Raw genomic sequence first — 15,911 nt, 5'->3', positions numbered from 1 at the left:
GCGATGACGCGCTTCCGCTTCAGTCGATGATCGCCTTCGGCAGGTAGGCGGACACCATCCAGTTGGGCGCGTCCACGATCTCGCTGATGCGCAGATCGGCCGCCACGCTGGCCAGGCAGTAGGCGTCCGCCGGGTCGAGGCGGCAGCGCCGCGTGATCTGCTCGATGAGCCGGCGCACCGCCTCGCGCGCGGCCTCCATGAGATCGGGGCCGATGCCGGTGGTGACGACGAAGCCGGCGTCGTGCTCGCTTCGCAGCGGGCCGGGCGGGACCTCGAGCATCGGGCTCGCCGGCGCAGCCCCCTTGTGGAGCTCGATGCGCAGCGCGACATCCATGGCCGCCTCGATGGCGGTGCCGCAGACCTCGCCGTCGCCCTGCGCGACGTGGGTATCGCCCAGCGACAGCAGTGCGCCGGGCACTGCCACCGGCAGCCACAGCGTCGCGCCTGCCACCAGATCCCTGCAGTCCATGTTGCCGCCGGTGCGGTACGGCGGAATCACCGGATGCGTGCCGGCCTCGGCCGGGGCCACGCCGATGGTGCCGATGAAGGGGCGCACCGGCAGACGGATGCCGCCGAGGAAGTCCACCCGGGTCTCGTCGTGGCGCGAGATGATCAGGTGCGGATCCGGGAAGTCGTCGGCGAGCAGTCCGAAGCCGGGGATGTTCGCGGTCCAGCCCCAGCCGCTCGGCGCCAGCGATTCGATGCGGACCGCCAGTGCGTCGCCGGGCTCGGCACCGTCGACGTGGATCGGCCCCGACAGCGGATTGGCGCGTTCCGGCTTGAGCGCCGATATCGCGGTGACGTCGGAATCGCGCGTGATCTGTCCGCCCGAGGCGTCGGCGCAGGGCACCGCGATGCGGTCACCGGGCGCGACCGTCAGCGCCGGCGCGTTGTCGCGGTTCCAGCCGAAGTGGCGGGCGTGGTCGTGCAGGGTGTGTGCATTCATGGCGTCGGGCGTCGGTGGGCGGAGAAGCGATCGAGAACCGCCGCCATGTCGTCGGGCAGGCGTTCACGGGCGGCGGTCGCGATCGGTGTCGGCACGCCGCCGTAGTAGGCCTCGGCGATGGCACCCGCGATGCAGGCCTGGGTGTCGGCGTCGCCGCCCAGGCGCACGGCACGGCGCACGGCATCCTCGAAGTCGCACGATGTCAGGAAGGCGATCAGGGCCTCGGGCACGGAGCCGCGCGCGCTGGTGTCGGGGCGGTGCGCGGCGCGCACTGCCTCGTAGTCGCGGTCGAGGTCGTAGCCGAAGGACAGCCCCAGGCGCAGTCGCAGATCGTCGCGCGCAATGGCGCGCCGCGCCAGGAACACCGCCAGCGCCACTGCCTGCGCGGCGTTCAGCGCGTCCGGGTGGCCGTGGCTGGGCCGGGCGCTGGCGCGGGCGGCGTCGAGCACGGCGTCCTCGTCGTCGAACAGCCAGCCGATCGGCGACACGCGCATGGCCGCGCCGTTGCCGAAGCTGTCGCCGTCCGGCGGGTCGTCGGCCTGCACCCAGCGCGCGAAGCCGGCCCCGTAGCCCGCGTCGGGGTAGCGCCGCGCCCAGCGGCGCAGCGCGTCGCGGTAGTCGCCACCGCTGAGCGCCGCCTCCGCCACCGCCACGCTCAGGACGCTGTCGTCGGTCGGGGTGCTCCGCGGTCCGAACAGGGGGAAGTCCGCGCGCGCGGCCGGCACGTTCTCGTACACCGAGCCGATGATGTCGCCGGCGATGGCGCCGAGCATGCGTGATCCCGGAAGCGGGCCGGACCTCAGGCTAGCGCAGGCGCCGGCACCGTGAACAGCGCGACGTGGCGCGCCGGCAGCGACAGCGTCCATCCGTGGCGCTGCGCGATCCATCGCAGCGTGTCGGGTCCGTAGAAGGCGACATGGGTGGGGTCGCGCAGGTAGTGCCAGCGCGCGAAGGCTTCCGGGTCGGCCGGTGGTGCGCCGGTCATGACGCCCAGAATCCCGCCAGCGCCGAGCAGATCGCCGAGCATCGCCAGCGTCTCGGCCGGGCGATGCAGATGCTCGATGACCTCGCTCGCGGTGACGAAGTCGTAGCGGCGTCTCAGGGTGTCCGGTGCATCGGCGAACAGCGGATCGTAGACCTGCACGCGATGCCCGGCTTCGCGCAACATCGCCGCCAGGGCCGGGCCCGGCCCGCAGCCGAAGTCGAGTCCTTCCGCGCCCGCCGGCAGGCGCGGCGCGAGGGCATCGAAGAGCGGCTGCAGGAAGCGCCGGTAGCCCGGGTCGTGCGGGTCGTTCCGGTGCAGGCGATAGTGCGCGGCTTCGGCGTCGCGATCGGGCCACTGCGCCGGATCGCGGAATATCAGGGCACACCCCGCGCAGCGATGGAAGCGGGTGCCTGCGGCGGCGTGATGGGGCGCCGGGGATGCCCGCCCGCACAGCGGGCAGGCGTCGGGATCAGGCATGGGTCGGCAGGTCGTCGTCGCCCGTGTGCGGCGTGATGGCCGGCGGCAGCAGCGTGTACATCACCGGTGTCACCAGGCGACCGATCAGCGTCGAGCTCACCAGCCCGCCGATGATCACCCAGGCCAGTGGCGAGTACAGCGCCGAGTCGGCCAGCGCCAGTGCGAGCAGCCCGGCCACCGCGGTGGCGGTGGTCAGCAGGATGGGCAGGAAGCGGATCTCGCCGGCCTCGATGACGGCCTCCATCAGCGGCTTGCCCTGGCGTCGCAGGAGATTGGTGAAATCGACCAGGAGGATCGAGTTCTTGATCTCGATGCCGATGAGCGCAATGAAGCCGATCATCGACGTGAAGCCGACCGGGTTGTTGGTCAGCAGCAGCGCCAGCAGGCCGCCCATCACGCCGAGCGGCACCACGCCGGCGACGATGAGCATGCTGCGGAAGCTGCCGAATTCGAGCACCAGCACCGCCAGCACGCCGAAGACCGCGATGATGATGGCGGTACCGAGCCCGCCGAAGGCCTCCTCGCGGCTCTCGACCTCGCCCGCGATGTCCAGTTCGTAGCCGGGCGGCCAGTCGAGCGCGCGCACGCGCTCGACGATGTCCCAGGTCAGGGCTTCGGTGTTGTATCCGGGCTCGGTGAACGCCGTGACCATCGCGGCGCGGCTGCGCTGCTCGCGTTCGATGCGCGCCGGCGCCGCCGCCAGACGGACGTCCGCGAGCTGGCCGAGCGGCACCTGGGCGCCGTTGTCGGCGGCGACGTGCAGCCCGTCCAGCGCGTCGAGCCGCGCCGCGCTGCCGGCGAGCGGCGCGCGCACCACCACCGGATAGTCGTCCCCGCGGTCGTTGAACACTTCGCCTGCGGGCAGCCCCGACAGCGCGATGCGCACGGTGGTGTCGAGCGCCAGCGGATCCACACCGAGCTGGCCGATGCGCTGCTCGTCGACGTCCAGCTTGAGGTCGATGCGCTGCCGGCGCTGACCGTTGACGATATCGCGCACGCCGGGCGTGTCGCGCATGACGTCCTCGATCTGCGCGGCCAGCCGGCGCAGCTCGTCGAGGTCGCGCCCGAGCACGCGCAGCGCGATCGGGGCCTCCGTGGGCGGGCCGTTCTCGAACTCGCGCAGCACGATGTCGGCGCCGGCGATGTCGTCGAAGCGGGTCCGCATGCGTTCGTAGAAGCGCGGCGTGAGCGCGCCGTCGAACTGCTCGATCTGCAGGAAGATCTCGGCGAAGTTGGGGGCGTACTCGCGCTGGAAGATGTTGTAGTAGATCTGCGGATTGCCGCGGCCCAGGTTGGCCATGACGTGGTCGACTTCCGCCTGCTCCAGCAGGATGGCCTCGACCTCGCGCAGCACGCGGTCGGTCGCGTCGCGGTTGGCGCCGTCGGGCAGGGTGACCTGTACCAGCGCCTGTGGCGTGTCGGCCTTGGGGAACATGGCCAGTCCGACGATGCCGGGCACGGTTGCCACGGTGGCGACCACCGCCAGCAGGCTCAGCACCATCGTCGTCCAGCGAAAGCGCAGCGCCAGCTTGAGCATGGGGCGGTAGACGCCGTGGATGAAGCGCATCACCGTGCGCAGTACCGCGTTGCCCTCGCCCTCGGCGGTGCGCGGCAGCACGCGACTCGCCAGAAAGGGGATGATCGTCAGCGCCACCAGCAGCGACGCGGCCACGGTGAACACCACCGCCAGCGGCAGGCCGCGGATGAAGTTGCCGGCCTCCCCGGGCAGCGCCAGCAGCGGCACGAAGGCGAACAGCAGCGTGCCGGTGGCGCCCAGGATGGCGAGCGTGATCTGGCGCGTCGCGAGCAGCGCGGCCTCGGTGCGGTCGTGGCCCAGGCGGAGATAGCGGGCGATGTTCTCGGTCACCACGATGGAGTCGTCCACCAGCAGCCCGAGCGCCACCACGAAGCCGGCGATGGACAGCTGGTTGAGCGTGAATCCGGTGAAGTGCAGCGCCGACAGGCCCATTGCCAGCGACAGCGGGATCGACACCATCACCAGCCCCGCCGAGCGCATGCCCAGCGGCAGCAGGGTGAAGGACACCGCGATCAGCGCGATCAGGAAGTCGGTCATCAGCCGGCCCAGGCGGGCCGCGACGTTGCGCGACTGGTCGAAGGCGCGCACCAGCTCGATGTTGCGCGGCAGCTCGCTCTCGAAGGCGTCCAGTACCTCCCAGATGGCCGCGCGCGTGTCGATCGCGTTGCGCTTCTCGCGCTGGTTGGCCACCACCCAGACCGCGCGCTTGCCGTCGAGGCGGGCGGTGTGCCGCTCGGGGCCGTAGTCCCACGACACGCGCGCGACATCGCCCACCCGCACCACGCGCGCGCCGTCGGCCACCACCACCGTGTCGCGAAGCTGATCGAGGCGCTCGATGTCGCCGGTGCTGCGCAGATTGAAGCGGCGCTGACCGACATCGACCGAGCCGCCGGGCACGTTGCCGGTGCGGCCGGCGACGGCCTGGTAGACCTGCATTGCCGCGATACCGGTCTCGCCCAGCCGGCCGAGGTCGAGTTCGACGCGCAGTTCGCGGGCGGGCAGGCCCTGGATCTCGACCTCCTTGACCGCGTCCACGGTCTCGATGCGGTCCTTGAGGTCCTCCGCGGTATCCTCCAGCAGCTGCCAGGAGGCCTGTTCCGATACCAGGCCGAGCTGCACGATGTTGACCAGGCCGGGATTGATGCGCTCCACCTCGACGCTCTGCACGCCGTCGGGGAAGTCGGGGCGCAGCAGGTCGATCTCGCGGTTGATGGCATCGAAGGTGCGATCGGTGTCGATGCCCACGACGAACTCGACGCGCACCGCCCCCAGCGAATCGTCCGCCGAGCCGGCGATCACCTTGACGTCATCGAGGGTGTTGATCGCATCCTCGATGGGTTCGACCAGCTGGCGCTCGACCTCCAGGGCGTCGGCGCCCGTATACACCGCGATGACGCGGTAGGCCGATATGTCGAAGACCGGGTCCTCGGTGCGCGGAATCTGCTGCCAGCTGGTCAGGCCGATGGCGGTGAGCAGCCCGAAGGCCACCAGCATGAAGGCCGGATTGCGGACCGCGAATTCAGTGAGGCGCATGGCGGTGCGGTCCTACTCGATGATCCGCACGGCTTCGCCGTCGCGCAGGAAGCCGGCGCCGGTGGTCACCACGCGGGCCTGCTCGGACAGGGGCTCGCCCAGCACCGCCCGCTCGTCGTCGAACCAGCGCACGGTCACTTCGCGGGCCTGCACGCGGGCGTTGTCGTCGGCAAGCAGGAAGATGAGCGCGGCCTCGGAGTCGCCCTCGACCAGCGCCTCCAGCGGAATGCCGGTGCGCGCGGTCTCGCCGCTGTCGGCGGTGGTGATGCGGGCGCGCGCCAGCAGGCCGCTGGCGAGGCGCTCCGGGGCTTCCTCGAGGGCCACGTCGACCTCGAAGGTGCCGGTGCGCGGATCGGCCTGGCGGCCGATGCGGCTGACCGCGCCGCGGATGGGCGCGTCCGGCATGGCGTCGACGGTGATGCGCGCCGGGTCGGCCAGCGCCAGCCGCAGCGCGTCGCGGTCCGGCACCGCCGCGGCCAGCACGAAGCCGCTGCCGGCATCGCCCACCGCCAGCACCGGCTGGCCGCCGGCGACGGTCTCGTTGGGCTCGACCATGCGGCGCAGCACGACGCCGTCGGCCGGTGCGCGGATGATGGCGTGGCGCTGATTGAAGCGCGCGGTCTCGAGCCGGGCACGGGCGACGTCGAAGGCGGTCTCGAGGTCGTCGAGCTGCTGCTGGGTGATGACGTTGTCGGCGTGCAGGCGCTCGCCGCGCTCGAGGTCGCGCCGCGCCTTGTCCGCGCTGGCGCGCGCCTGCTCGACGCCGGCATCGACCTCGGTGGTGTCGAGGCGGGCGAGGACCTGGCCCTTCTCGATGCGGTCGCCGGCGTCGGCGTTGACCGCATCGACGATGCCGCCGACGCGGAAGGCGAGCTGCTGCTCGTCGCGCAGCTCGAGGCGACCCACTACCGCGATATCCGGACTGGCGGGCGCGGCTTCGGGCGCCGCCACCCGCACCGCGCGCGGCGCTGCCTCGCGCGTGTCCTGCTCGGCGGTGCCGCACGCCGCCAGCGCGGCGCCGAGCACGACGACGGCGAGCGCCCGGGAGCGGTCAGCGGGAAAGGTCCGGGGCATCCTCATCGGAAGACTCCTTGGCGGAAAGCGGCAGGGCCGGCAGCGGGTAGGCAGCGGCGACGAATTCGACCTCGGCGATCCGGTCGCGCAGGTCGAAGCGGGTGATGACGGCGTTGAGGCGCGCCTCGGTGAGAGCGCGCTGGGCGTCGATGAAGGCGACCTGCGAGAGGCTGGCCTCGGCGCGCTTGCGCTCGGCTATGGCGAAGGCGGCCTCGGCAGCCTCGACGCGGGCGCGCGCAGTACGCACCGCGCGTGCGGCGACGTCCAGATCCTCGTTGGCCGCCTGCAGCGCCAGCCGGAGCTCGCGTTCCAGATCGTCGCGCTGTGCGCGCAGTCGCGCCGCTTCGGCGGCGGCGGCGTCCCGGCTGACGCGGCGCGCGCCGAAGTCGAACAGGTTCCAGCGCAGCACCAGCGAGACGGTCCCGAAGCTGTCGTCGCTGCTGTCCACGGCGTAGTCCGCGCCCTGGATGCCGTAGTCGGCGGCCAGCGACAGCTCGGGCAGCCGGCGCGCCTGACCGGCATCGACCTGCGCTTCCGCACCGGCGATGGCGGCGTCCAGGCGGGCGAGCTCGGGACGCGACGAGACGGTGTCCGCCTCCGCGTCGGGGCCCGGGTCGGCGGGCGCGGGAGCAGGGGTGCCGTCGGGCTCGGCCTCGGGCAGGACCAGTCCGGCGGCGTCGTCGCGGCCCAGCAGCCGGGCGAGCTGTCGCCGCGCCTGCCGGGTACCGGCGCGCGCGGCGTCGAGGCGCTGCTCGACGGCCAGCATCTCGGCACGGGCGCGCAGCACGCGGTCATGGGTGGCGGTGCCCTCGCGTTCCATGACCTTCGCGATGCGCAGATCCTCGGCGAGCAGGTCGCGGCTGGCCTCGAGGATGCCCTCGGCGGCGTCGGCGCGCGCGGCGCCGAAGTAGGCGCGCTTCACTTCGCGCACCAGCGTGCGGGCGGTCACTTCCAGGCCGGCGCGGGCGGCATCGGTGGCGGCGGCACGGGCGGCGATGGCGGCGCCGATCTCCGGCGCATAGAGCGGGGCGCGCAGGGTCAGCTTGGTCTCCTGCTCGCGCGGGCGCAGCAGGGGTTCCTCGATGTCGCGGAGGTCGGTAGGGAACATCGCCGGCTCGCCGCGCTCCTCCAGCAACCGGTTGAGGGTTTCGTGGATCGGGTTGAAGAGCTGGCCGGCCGGGAAGTCGATGGTGCGGCCGCCTGTGGCGCGCGTGTAGCGTGCCTCGAGGCCGAGCGCGGGCAGACGCCGGGCGCGGGTCGCGCGGGCCTCGAGGTCGCTCGCGAGCAGCGCCTGCATGCCGGCATCCATGACCGGATTGCTGCGCAGCGCCTCGCGCACATAGGCGTCGAGCCGCTGGTCGTCCGCCGGTTGGGCGGCGGCGTACGGTGCCAGCGCGATCAGGGCGCAGGCAATCAGAGAGGGGGAGCGACGGCGGGCAGCGCGCGTGCCGGACACGGTCACGGCTCCAGCGCGCGGGCTGCGAGCGCCGCGGCGTTGTCGACGAAGGTTTCCACCGGAATGCCCTCCTGCTCGAAAAGAAAGGCCTTGTGCTGGGCGATCTGCAGCACGCCGTGGGTGAAGCCCCACATCGTCATCGCCATCAGCATGGGGTTCGTGATGTCGGATCGGAGGCTGCCGTCGCGCATGCCCTGCTCGATGGCGCGGACGGTGACCAGATGCACGTCGCGGCCGGCACTCATGGTGGCGGCGAAGGTCTCGTCGGTCTCGGTCTGGACCTCGGCCTCGGTCGCTTCATAGCGCGACAGCGCGTTGAAGTAGCAGGGGTGGGTCTCGGCGAAGCGCATGTAGATGCGGCCGATGGCGACCAGTTGATCGCGTCCGCGCTGCTCGGTCGCGGCGGCTTCCTCGAACAGCGCGCGCAGGCGGCGCAGTGCCCGGATGCAGATGGCCAGGTGCAGTGCGCGCTTGTCGCGATAGTAGACGTAGACCAGCGCCCGGGAGACGCGCGCCTGCGCCGCGACGTCGTCCATGGTCGCTGCGTCGAAACCGCGTTCCTGGAACACGTGCTCGGCGGCGTCGAGGATCTCTTCCCGACGTCGCTGCTTCTCTTCGGCTCGGCGCTGCTCACTGGGTCGCATGCCGCCAGTTTGTTGACGAAGTGTCAATAAGTCAACACATGTCTAGCGACCGACTCCGGCGGTCGGTCCGGGACGCGATCGGCGGTTACGGCGCGCCGCCGGTCGCATCCCCTCGCGGCGGAACCAACCGTGCCGTATCATGCGGGCATTCCGGCCAACCAACCGTGTCATTCCGCATGCCGTCTACTGCCGAGCGCGCGCCCAAGGCGCCCCTGAACTGGCCCGCCGTCATCATGTTCGCGCTGACCCTGCCGCTGGGGCTGGTCGCGGCGCCGGCGTACATCATCGCCACCGGGCCGTCGCCCTGGCTCTATCTCTGGGCCGTTGCGCTGTTCTGGGTGACGGGAATCTCGATCACGGCCGGCTATCACCGCTACTGGGCGCATCGCAGCTACCGGGCGCGCGGTCCCATGCGCTGGCTGCTGATGCTGTTCGGGGGCATGGCGCTGCAGAACAGCATCCTGGTCTGGGCGTCGATGCACCGCGTGCATCATCGGCACGTCGATGACACCGAGTCCGATCCGTACTCGATCAAGCGCGGCTTCTGGTATGCCCACATGGGCTGGATGCTGCGCGACTATCCGAGCGGCGACATCGACATGAGCGTGGCGCGCGATCTGCAGGAGGATCCGCTGGTCGCCTTCCAGCACCGCCACTACCTGGCCATCGCGGTCGGCATGAACCTGCTGATCCCGGGCCTGGTCGGCGCGCTGCACGGCGACATCGCCGGCGGTCTGCTCATCGTCGGCGCGCTGCGCCTGGTGCTGGTGCACCAGATCACCTTCTTCATCAACTCGCTGGCCCACACCTGGGGCCGCCGTCCGTTCACGCGCAGCAACACCGCGCGCGACAACGGGGTGATCGCGCTGCTCACCTTCGGCGAGGGCTACCACAACTTCCATCACCTGTTTCAGTGGGACTACCGCAACGGCATCCGCTGGTGGCAGTTCGATCCCACCAAGTGGCTGATCGCGGGTGCGGCGCGCGTGGGGCTGGCTTCCGATCTCAAGCGCGTGCCCGAGTTCAAGATCCAGCGCGCGCTGCTCGAAACCCAGCTCGAGCGCGCCGCCGAGGGCTTGAGCGGCGAGCCGTCGCACGCGGGCCGCGTCGCGCATCTCCTGCACATGCTGGAGCACGAGCGTGCGGCCTTCGCGGATACACTCGGGGAATGGGCACGCGTTCAGCAGCAGCGCATCGAGAATGCGCGTCGCGACCTCGCCGACCGCTGGGCGCATACCGAGATCTCGCATCGCGTGACCGCGATGGAGCGCAATCTCGCGCAGTCGCTCCGTCAGCAGCGGCACCGGGTGCGTCTGCTGGCCCGGCAGCTGACCCAGCAGGTGTCGACTTCAACCGGTTGACCGGATGGGCTGCGGCTCGTCCGCAGCCCTGAAACGGCGCCGCACCGCCGGCCGGCCCGGCCAGGGTTGATCAGTCGCCGAAGTGCCTGGCGTGGAACGCGAGCAGCCGCTCTGCCGTCGCTTCGGGCGCTTCCATCATCGGAAGGTGTCCCATCGCCGGCATCATCTGCAGGTCGGTGGCGTCGGGGTTGGCCTCGACGTAGACCCGAGCACCGGACGGGTGCAGCGCACGGTCCTCCTCGCCCCAGACCAGCAGCGTGGGCACGTCGATATCGGCCACGCGTGCGTTGAGCGGCTCGGCCTCCTGCACGTCCAGGAAGATGGCCCGGTAGCGCTCGTACCGCGCGGCAGCGCGCTTCGCGAGCGTGTCGCGCACGAACCAGGGCAGGTAGGGGCGTTCGTGGAAGACGAGCTCCATCACCGCGTCGAACTCTGCGGGCGTCTCCGCGAGCAGGCCGATCTCGCCGGTCTCGACGTAGTGCGTGCGCAGCTCGGACTGTTCGGCGCCTTCCAGACCGAACGGCGCGAGCAGCCACAGCGATGCGACGCGATCGGGGTTCTCCAGGGCCAGCGCCATCGCCAGGTAACCGCCCATGGAACTGCCGCCCACGTGGAGCGGGCCGGACAGGCCGATGGCATCGATGATGGCCTCGATGCGCCGGCGCTGCGCGGGCAGTCCGTAGCCGGCGTCATCCGGTGCGCTCGCGTCGCCGAATCCGGGCAGATCCGGTACCACCACGCGGAAGTGCGGCGTCAGATGCTTGGCTACGCGGGTGAAGTTGTCCTTGTTGGCGGAGAAGCCGTGCAGCAGCAGCAGGGTGGGGCCTTCACCGCCGGCGAGGTAGGGGATCTCGAATCCCTCGATATGCGTGGTATGCATCTCCAGGCCGGCCATGCGGCGTTCGAGCTGGAGTGCGAAGCGTGTGGCCGTATCCGGCGCCAGGACCATGACGCCGACCACCAGCAGCACCATGAAGGCGCCTGCGAAGTAGCCGAAGCGGGTGAGCGAGGGGATGGGCACGGCGGGTCTCCTGGCGAGGGGCGCCGGCAGCATACCGCCAAGCAAAAAAATCGGCGCGCGGCCTGCGGGAACAGGACGCGCGCCGGTCGCAGCACACACCGGTCAGGGAGGAGGGAGAGTTAGACCGGTGAAGGTGATGCTGCGCGTTCGCGCGACCGTTGTGGGGCCTGTGCGGATGGGCGGTATCGCGTGCCCGTTCGGCGGTCGGCAGCGCTCAGGTGTCACTGATGTCGCGCATCAGGCTCTCCTGGGCGACGCTCGCCACCAGCTCCCCGGAGCGCGTCCAGATCTGGCCGCGCGACAGGCCGCGGCTCCCCTGCGCGGTCGGCGCGTCCATGCTGTAGAGCAGCCAGTCGTCGGCCCGGAAGTCGCGATGGAACCAGACGGCGTGATCGATGGAAGCGACCACCATGTCCTGCGACAGATAGCTGCGCGCGTGCGGCAGCAGCGCGGTCGACAGCAGGCTGAAGTCGGACGCGTAGGCCAGCACGCAGCGGTGCAGCATGGCGTCGTCGGGCAGTGTGCCGCTGGCGCGGAACCAGATGTGCTGCGCGGGCGCGTGCGGTTCCGGAGTGAAGGGGTCGGTCGGCGATACCGGACGGAACTCGATGGCGGTCTGGCGCAGCAGCGCGCGGCGGGCGCGTTCGGGCGCGTCCGGGTGCAGCGCCAGCCAGCGGTCGCGCAGCGCGTCCTGGTCGTCGAGCGTCTCCGGTGCCGGTACGTCGGGCATGGTCTGCTGATGCGAGAGCCCCGGCTCGGGGCGCTGGAAGCTCGCGATCATCGACAGGATCGGCTTGCCGTTCTGGATGGCCTGCACGCGGCGCGCCGCGAAGGTGCGACCGTCGCGCACGCGGTCGACGTCGTAGACGATCGACTGCGTCATCTCGCCGGGGCGGAGGAAGTAGGCGTGCAGCGAGTGGGGCATGGCGTCGCTGGTGGTGCGCGCGGCCGCCACCAGCGCCTGTCCGACCACCTGGCCGCCGTAGACGCTGCGGCCGCCGAGGTCGCGGGATTCGCCGCGGAAGATGTTGACTTCGAGGTTCTCGAGATCGAGAAGCCGGACGAGATCGTCGAGGGCGTTACTGGTCATGGGAATCGCGGTCCTTCTTTGGCGCCTCGGCGTCGAGGCGCAGCCCCTGGCGCATGCCGCTGCCGACAAGGCGATTGACGGCGCGGATACTGGTGTACACGGTGGTGGAGGTGAGATCGTGAATCTCGCGCACGATGCGCGCGGTGTCGCGGGTGGCGGGGATGCCGTCGAGCACCTCGAAGGGAATGCTGGCAATGCCGCGGTGGATGTCCTCGACGGTGCGCGTGGTGCCTTCCACGGCGCCCTCCGCCAGGCGCTGCGCATCCTGGATGCGGTGGCGCTGGCGGAGCATGCGCTGCGCTTCCCCGTAGCGCGCCGCGGCGGCGCCGATATCGTTGCCGGACTCGCGGACCGACGTTCCCAGCCGCACGTGCCGGAGCAGCAACGCTGCCGTGAGCAGCATGCACGCCGCGGTGGCCGCGAGCACGACCCAGGCCGGCATCAGCGGCTCCCCAGCAGGCGGACGCGCGGCTCGATGCCGTACTCGCGCAGCTGCACTTCCAGGATTTCGCGCGTCTGACGGTAGACTTCGCGCTGAATGAGGCCGGGGGCGAGCGCGCCGAAGCGGCCGGCGATCCAGGACTCCTTCGCGGCGACCTCGATGGGATTGAGGATCTCGATCCCGATCACGCGGCTGCGGGCTTCGCCGAGCTGCTGGCGCAGCTCCGGATTGAGGTCGGCGTGCAGCGGCTTGAGCGCCTCGGCGTCCCGGCGCAGTCGCGACAGGATCCGTGCCGTGCGCTGACCGCGAATCGCCAGCCACACCAGCAGTACCAGGTTCGCAGACAACAGGATGATGGCAGCGAGCAGCATTCCCGAACCCTCCGCAGCGGTGATCTCAGGCGCGATTATGCGCAAGCGCGACCGGGCGCGCGCTCGATGAGCATCCGTGCGCCGGACACCGATCTGCCGGTCGCCGCCGTCGGCGATGCGCTCCTGCTCGCACTCGCGCGCGGCAGTGCGGTGCTGACGGCGCCGCCCGGCAGCGGCAAGACCACCCTCGTGCCGCTCCTGCTGGCCGAGAGGATCGCGGCCGGCCAGCGCATCATCGTGGTCACCCCGCGCCAGGTGGCCGCGCGCGCAGCGGCGCGGCGGATGGCTGCACTGATCGGCGACGAGGTCGGTGCGCGCGTCGGCTATCGCGTGCGCTGGGACCGGCGCAGCAGCAAAGAGACCCGGGTGCTGGTCGTGACCGAAGGCGTGCTTCTGCGCATGCTGGAAGCCGATCCGGAGCTGCCCGGTACCCACACCGTGATCCTCGACGAGTTCCACGAGCGGAGCCTCGATGCGGATCTGGCGCTCGGTCTGCTGATGGAGGTGCGCGAGACGCTGCGGCCCGACCTGCGCGTCCTGGTGATGTCGGCGACCATCGATGCGGCGCCGGTGGCTGCGCTGCTGGGAGACGCGGAGATCGTGCGCGCGGAGGGACGCCAGTACCCGGTCGGCGTGCATCACCGCCCGCTGGCCGCGCGACCCACGGACGACGTCGCGGCGTTCGCCGCCGGCGTTGCGGATGCCGTGCGCGACGCCATGGGCGAAGCTGACGGCGACGCCCTCGTGTTCCTGCCCGGCATGCGCGAGATGCGCGCCGTCGCGGCTCGCCTGGAGCAGGGCGCCGCGGCGCGCGTGCACCTGCTGCACGGAAGCCTCCAGCCCGCCGAGCAGGACGCGGCGCTGGCGCCGGCACCGGACCGCAAGATCATTCTGGCCACGCCCATCGCGCAGACCAGCCTCACCGTCGAGGGGGTGGGCATCGTCATCGATTCCGGCTGGCACCGCCTGACGCGCTTCGATGCCCGCGCCGGTGCCGACCGCCTCGTCACCGAACGCATCTCGCGGGCGGCGGCGGACCAGCGCGCCGGACGGGCCGGGCGCCTGGGCCCGGGCAGCTGCTGGCGGCTGTGGTCGGCGGACGCGCATTCCCGTCTCCCGGCGCAGGATCAGCCGGAGATCCTCCGCGCCGATCTCGCGGCCTTCGTGCTGCGCGCCGAGTGCTGGGGACGCGGTGCCTCGCGCACGCTGTCCCTGCTCGATCCGCCCGCGCCGGTCGCCCTGGAGCGTGCCGAGCAGCTGCTGCGCTCGCTCGGGGCGCTCGATGACGCGGGTGCGATCACGGCGGCCGGACGCGAGATGGCGCGCCTGCCGCTGGCGCCGCGTCTTGCCGCCATGCTGCAGCGTGCGCGCGCGGCCGGATATCTGTCAGATGCCATATGGGTTGCCGCGTGCCTCGAGGACACCGCGGCAACCGGTCGCACGCTCGCCCAGCGCGCCGCCGCGGTGACCGCGCAGCCACGGGATGGCGCCGCACGGCGCCTGGTCGCGGATCTGGCGCGCGCTCTGGGCGTCGATGCCCCGCCGAAGCCGGCTCCGGACCGCTCGGCACACCTCGGCCTGGTCGCAAGCTGGGCCTTCCCGGAGCGCGTGGCCCGTCGTCGCTCCGGAGACGACGGCCGCTACCTCTGCGCCGACGGCGGTGAGCTCGTTGTCGAGTCGGCCGATCCGGCGCACGCCGAATGGCTGGTCGCTCCCGAATGGGAGCCGCGCCAGCCGCGGCGTGCGAGGCTGGTCGCGCCGCTCGACGGAGCCGATGTCGCAGCGGGGCGATGCGGCGCCATCCGGGAGACGGAGCACGTCGACTGGGATCCGCGCCAGGAGGCGGTAGTCGCCGAGCGCCGGCGGATGCTGGGCCGCATCGTGCTCGACGCCGAGCCGCTGCCGTCGGTGCCGCCCGAGCGCTGTGCCGCACTGCTCGCGGAGGCGATCGCCGCTCGCGGCATCGGGGCGCTGCCCTGGACCGAAAGCGCGCGCGGTCTGCAGAGCCGCATGGCGAGTGTGCGCGCCTGGCATCCGGACGACGGCTGGCCGGCGGTCGACGATGCCGCCCTCCAGGCCAATCTCGCGCACTGGCTGATGCCCTGGCTCGCCGGAATGTCGCGCTTCTCGCATCTGGCCGCGATCGATCTCGAGACCGTCCTGCGGTCGGCACTGTCCCATCCTCAGCTTCGGGAGCTGGACGCGCTGGCACCCGAGGCCGTTCCGGTGCCGAGCGGGCATCGCGTGCGTCTGCAGTACGGCTGCGACGGCGAGCCCCCGATCCTGGCGGTGAAACTGCAGGCGGTGTTCGGGCTCTCCGAGACGCCGTGCGTCGATGGCGGTCGCGTGCCCGTTCGCATCCATCTGCTGTCGCCGGCCGGCCGGCCGCTGCAGGTCACGCAGGACCTCGCGTCATTCTGGCGGGACGGCTATCGCGAGGTCGCGCGGGAGATGCGCGGACGCTACCCCAAGCACCCCTGGCCGGACGATCCGCTGTCCGCAGCCCCGATGATGGGCACCAGGCGGCGGCATCAGCCTTGACGGAAGATGACGGCGAAACGACAATACGCGGCCTCGCGCTGGCGGACGCGGACAAGCCGTCCGCCGCGACGGATGCGGAGGGGTACTCAAGCGGTCAACGAGGGCAGACTGTAAATCTGCTGGCTTAGCCTTCGTAGGTTCGAATCCTACCCCCTCCACCAAGCAGCAGAGGCGTTCCCAAAATCTGCCCCGGCACGGATCGTGTCGGGGCATTTTTTTTGCGCGTCCGGATCGACGTGGGCAGTCGATCGCATTGTCCAACCCCGGTGCCGTCACGAGGGCCGCAATCACCGCGGCGGGCGAGCCGGGGAATACCAGCCCCGGAGGCACCTTGCGAGATCCGGACGACCGCGCCTGGAGCCTGCGGCCAGGCTCGCGAGACGCTAGTACTGGCGCCCACGCGGGTGCAGCTCAATGGGCCGAAGCCATGCGC

The 15,911-nt window shown here is 71.4% G+C and carries 13 protein-coding genes and 1 tRNA gene; 3 read left to right on the top strand and 11 right to left on the bottom strand.

Annotated features, from left to right (window positions below; genetic code table 11):
• Positions 1-19 precede the first annotated feature (19 nt).
• From KAH28_RS09080 to KAH28_RS09050, 7 genes are read right to left on the bottom strand one after another with little or no spacing between them, the layout of a single operon-like run.
• Positions 20-946, bottom strand: coding sequence for an acetamidase/formamidase family protein (locus KAH28_RS09080; RefSeq protein ID WP_290575855.1), 927 nt, complete (start codon positions 944-946; stop codon positions 20-22).
• Positions 943-1,719, bottom strand: coding sequence for an ADP-ribosylglycohydrolase family protein (locus KAH28_RS09075; protein WP_290575853.1), 777 nt, complete (start codon positions 1,717-1,719; stop codon positions 943-945). Before KAH28_RS09075 ends, KAH28_RS09080 begins: the two co-directional genes overlap by 4 nt.
• A 26-nt stretch (positions 1,720-1,745) precedes the next feature.
• On the bottom strand, positions 1,746-2,408 hold the full coding sequence (locus tag KAH28_RS09070) for a class I SAM-dependent methyltransferase (protein WP_290575851.1): 663 nt from the start codon (positions 2,406-2,408) through the stop codon (positions 1,746-1,748).
• Positions 2,401-5,478 (bottom strand): efflux RND transporter permease subunit, encoded by a 3,078-nt coding sequence (locus tag KAH28_RS09065; RefSeq protein ID WP_290575849.1) that lies wholly within the window; start codon positions 5,476-5,478, stop codon positions 2,401-2,403. Before KAH28_RS09065 ends, KAH28_RS09070 begins: the two co-directional genes overlap by 8 nt.
• A gap of 12 nt (positions 5,479-5,490) precedes the next feature.
• Entirely contained in the window at positions 5,491-6,558 is a 1,068-nt protein-coding gene (locus tag KAH28_RS09060; RefSeq protein ID WP_290575847.1) for an efflux RND transporter periplasmic adaptor subunit, read from the bottom strand.
• Positions 6,530-8,008: a TolC family protein gene (locus tag KAH28_RS09055; protein WP_290575845.1), complete on the bottom strand. Its 1,479-nt coding sequence runs from the start codon at positions 8,006-8,008 to the stop codon at positions 6,530-6,532. Before KAH28_RS09055 ends, KAH28_RS09060 begins: the two co-directional genes overlap by 29 nt.
• Positions 8,009-8,010: 2 nt before the next feature.
• On the bottom strand, positions 8,011-8,652 hold the full coding sequence (locus KAH28_RS09050; RefSeq protein ID WP_290575843.1) for a TetR/AcrR family transcriptional regulator: 642 nt from the start codon (positions 8,650-8,652) through the stop codon (positions 8,011-8,013).
• Positions 8,653-8,828: 176 nt separating this feature from the next.
• Here KAH28_RS09050 and KAH28_RS09045 point away from each other — a divergent pair, with 176 nt between their 5' ends.
• Positions 8,829-10,013, top strand: coding sequence for a fatty acid desaturase (locus tag KAH28_RS09045; protein ID WP_290575841.1), 1,185 nt, complete (start codon positions 8,829-8,831; stop codon positions 10,011-10,013).
• Positions 10,014-10,083: 70 nt separating this feature from the next.
• Here KAH28_RS09045 and KAH28_RS09040 read toward each other — a convergent pair whose 3' ends face one another.
• The 4 genes from KAH28_RS09040 to KAH28_RS09025 form a co-directional block, all read right to left on the bottom strand.
• A complete protein-coding gene (locus KAH28_RS09040; RefSeq protein ID WP_290575839.1) occupies positions 10,084-11,034 on the bottom strand; it encodes an alpha/beta fold hydrolase in 951 nt (316 codons plus the stop codon).
• Between the two features lie 214 nt (positions 11,035-11,248).
• Positions 11,249-12,124 (bottom strand): acyl-CoA thioesterase II, encoded by an 876-nt coding sequence (gene tesB, locus KAH28_RS09035; RefSeq protein WP_290575837.1) that lies wholly within the window; start codon positions 12,122-12,124, stop codon positions 11,249-11,251.
• On the bottom strand, positions 12,114-12,566 hold the full coding sequence (locus KAH28_RS09030; protein ID WP_290575836.1) for a hypothetical protein: 453 nt from the start codon (positions 12,564-12,566) through the stop codon (positions 12,114-12,116). The genes tesB and KAH28_RS09030 overlap by 11 nt, the downstream gene beginning before the upstream one ends.
• The gene (locus tag KAH28_RS09025) at positions 12,566-12,937 is read right to left on the bottom strand and encodes a hypothetical protein (RefSeq protein ID WP_290575834.1); all 372 of its coding nucleotides are present in this window, start codon (positions 12,935-12,937) and stop codon (positions 12,566-12,568) included. Before KAH28_RS09025 ends, KAH28_RS09030 begins: the two co-directional genes overlap by 1 nt.
• A 66-nt stretch (positions 12,938-13,003) precedes the next feature.
• Between KAH28_RS09025 and hrpB the strand changes: the two genes are divergently transcribed.
• Both hrpB and KAH28_RS09015 read left to right on the top strand, forming a co-directional pair.
• A complete protein-coding gene (gene hrpB / locus KAH28_RS09020; protein WP_290575832.1) occupies positions 13,004-15,478 on the top strand; it encodes an ATP-dependent helicase HrpB in 2,475 nt (824 codons plus the stop codon).
• 76 nt (positions 15,479-15,554) lie between these two features.
• Positions 15,555-15,639, top strand: a tRNA-Tyr gene (locus tag KAH28_RS09015).
• The last annotated feature ends 272 nt before the right edge of the window (positions 15,640-15,911 follow it).

Source organism: Algiphilus sp. (genome assembly GCF_023145115.1).
Classification (GTDB): Bacteria; Pseudomonadota; Gammaproteobacteria; order Nevskiales; family Nevskiaceae; genus Algiphilus.
The sequence above is the reverse complement of the archived record's forward strand: the minus strand, read 5'-3'. Positions and strand labels throughout refer to the sequence as shown.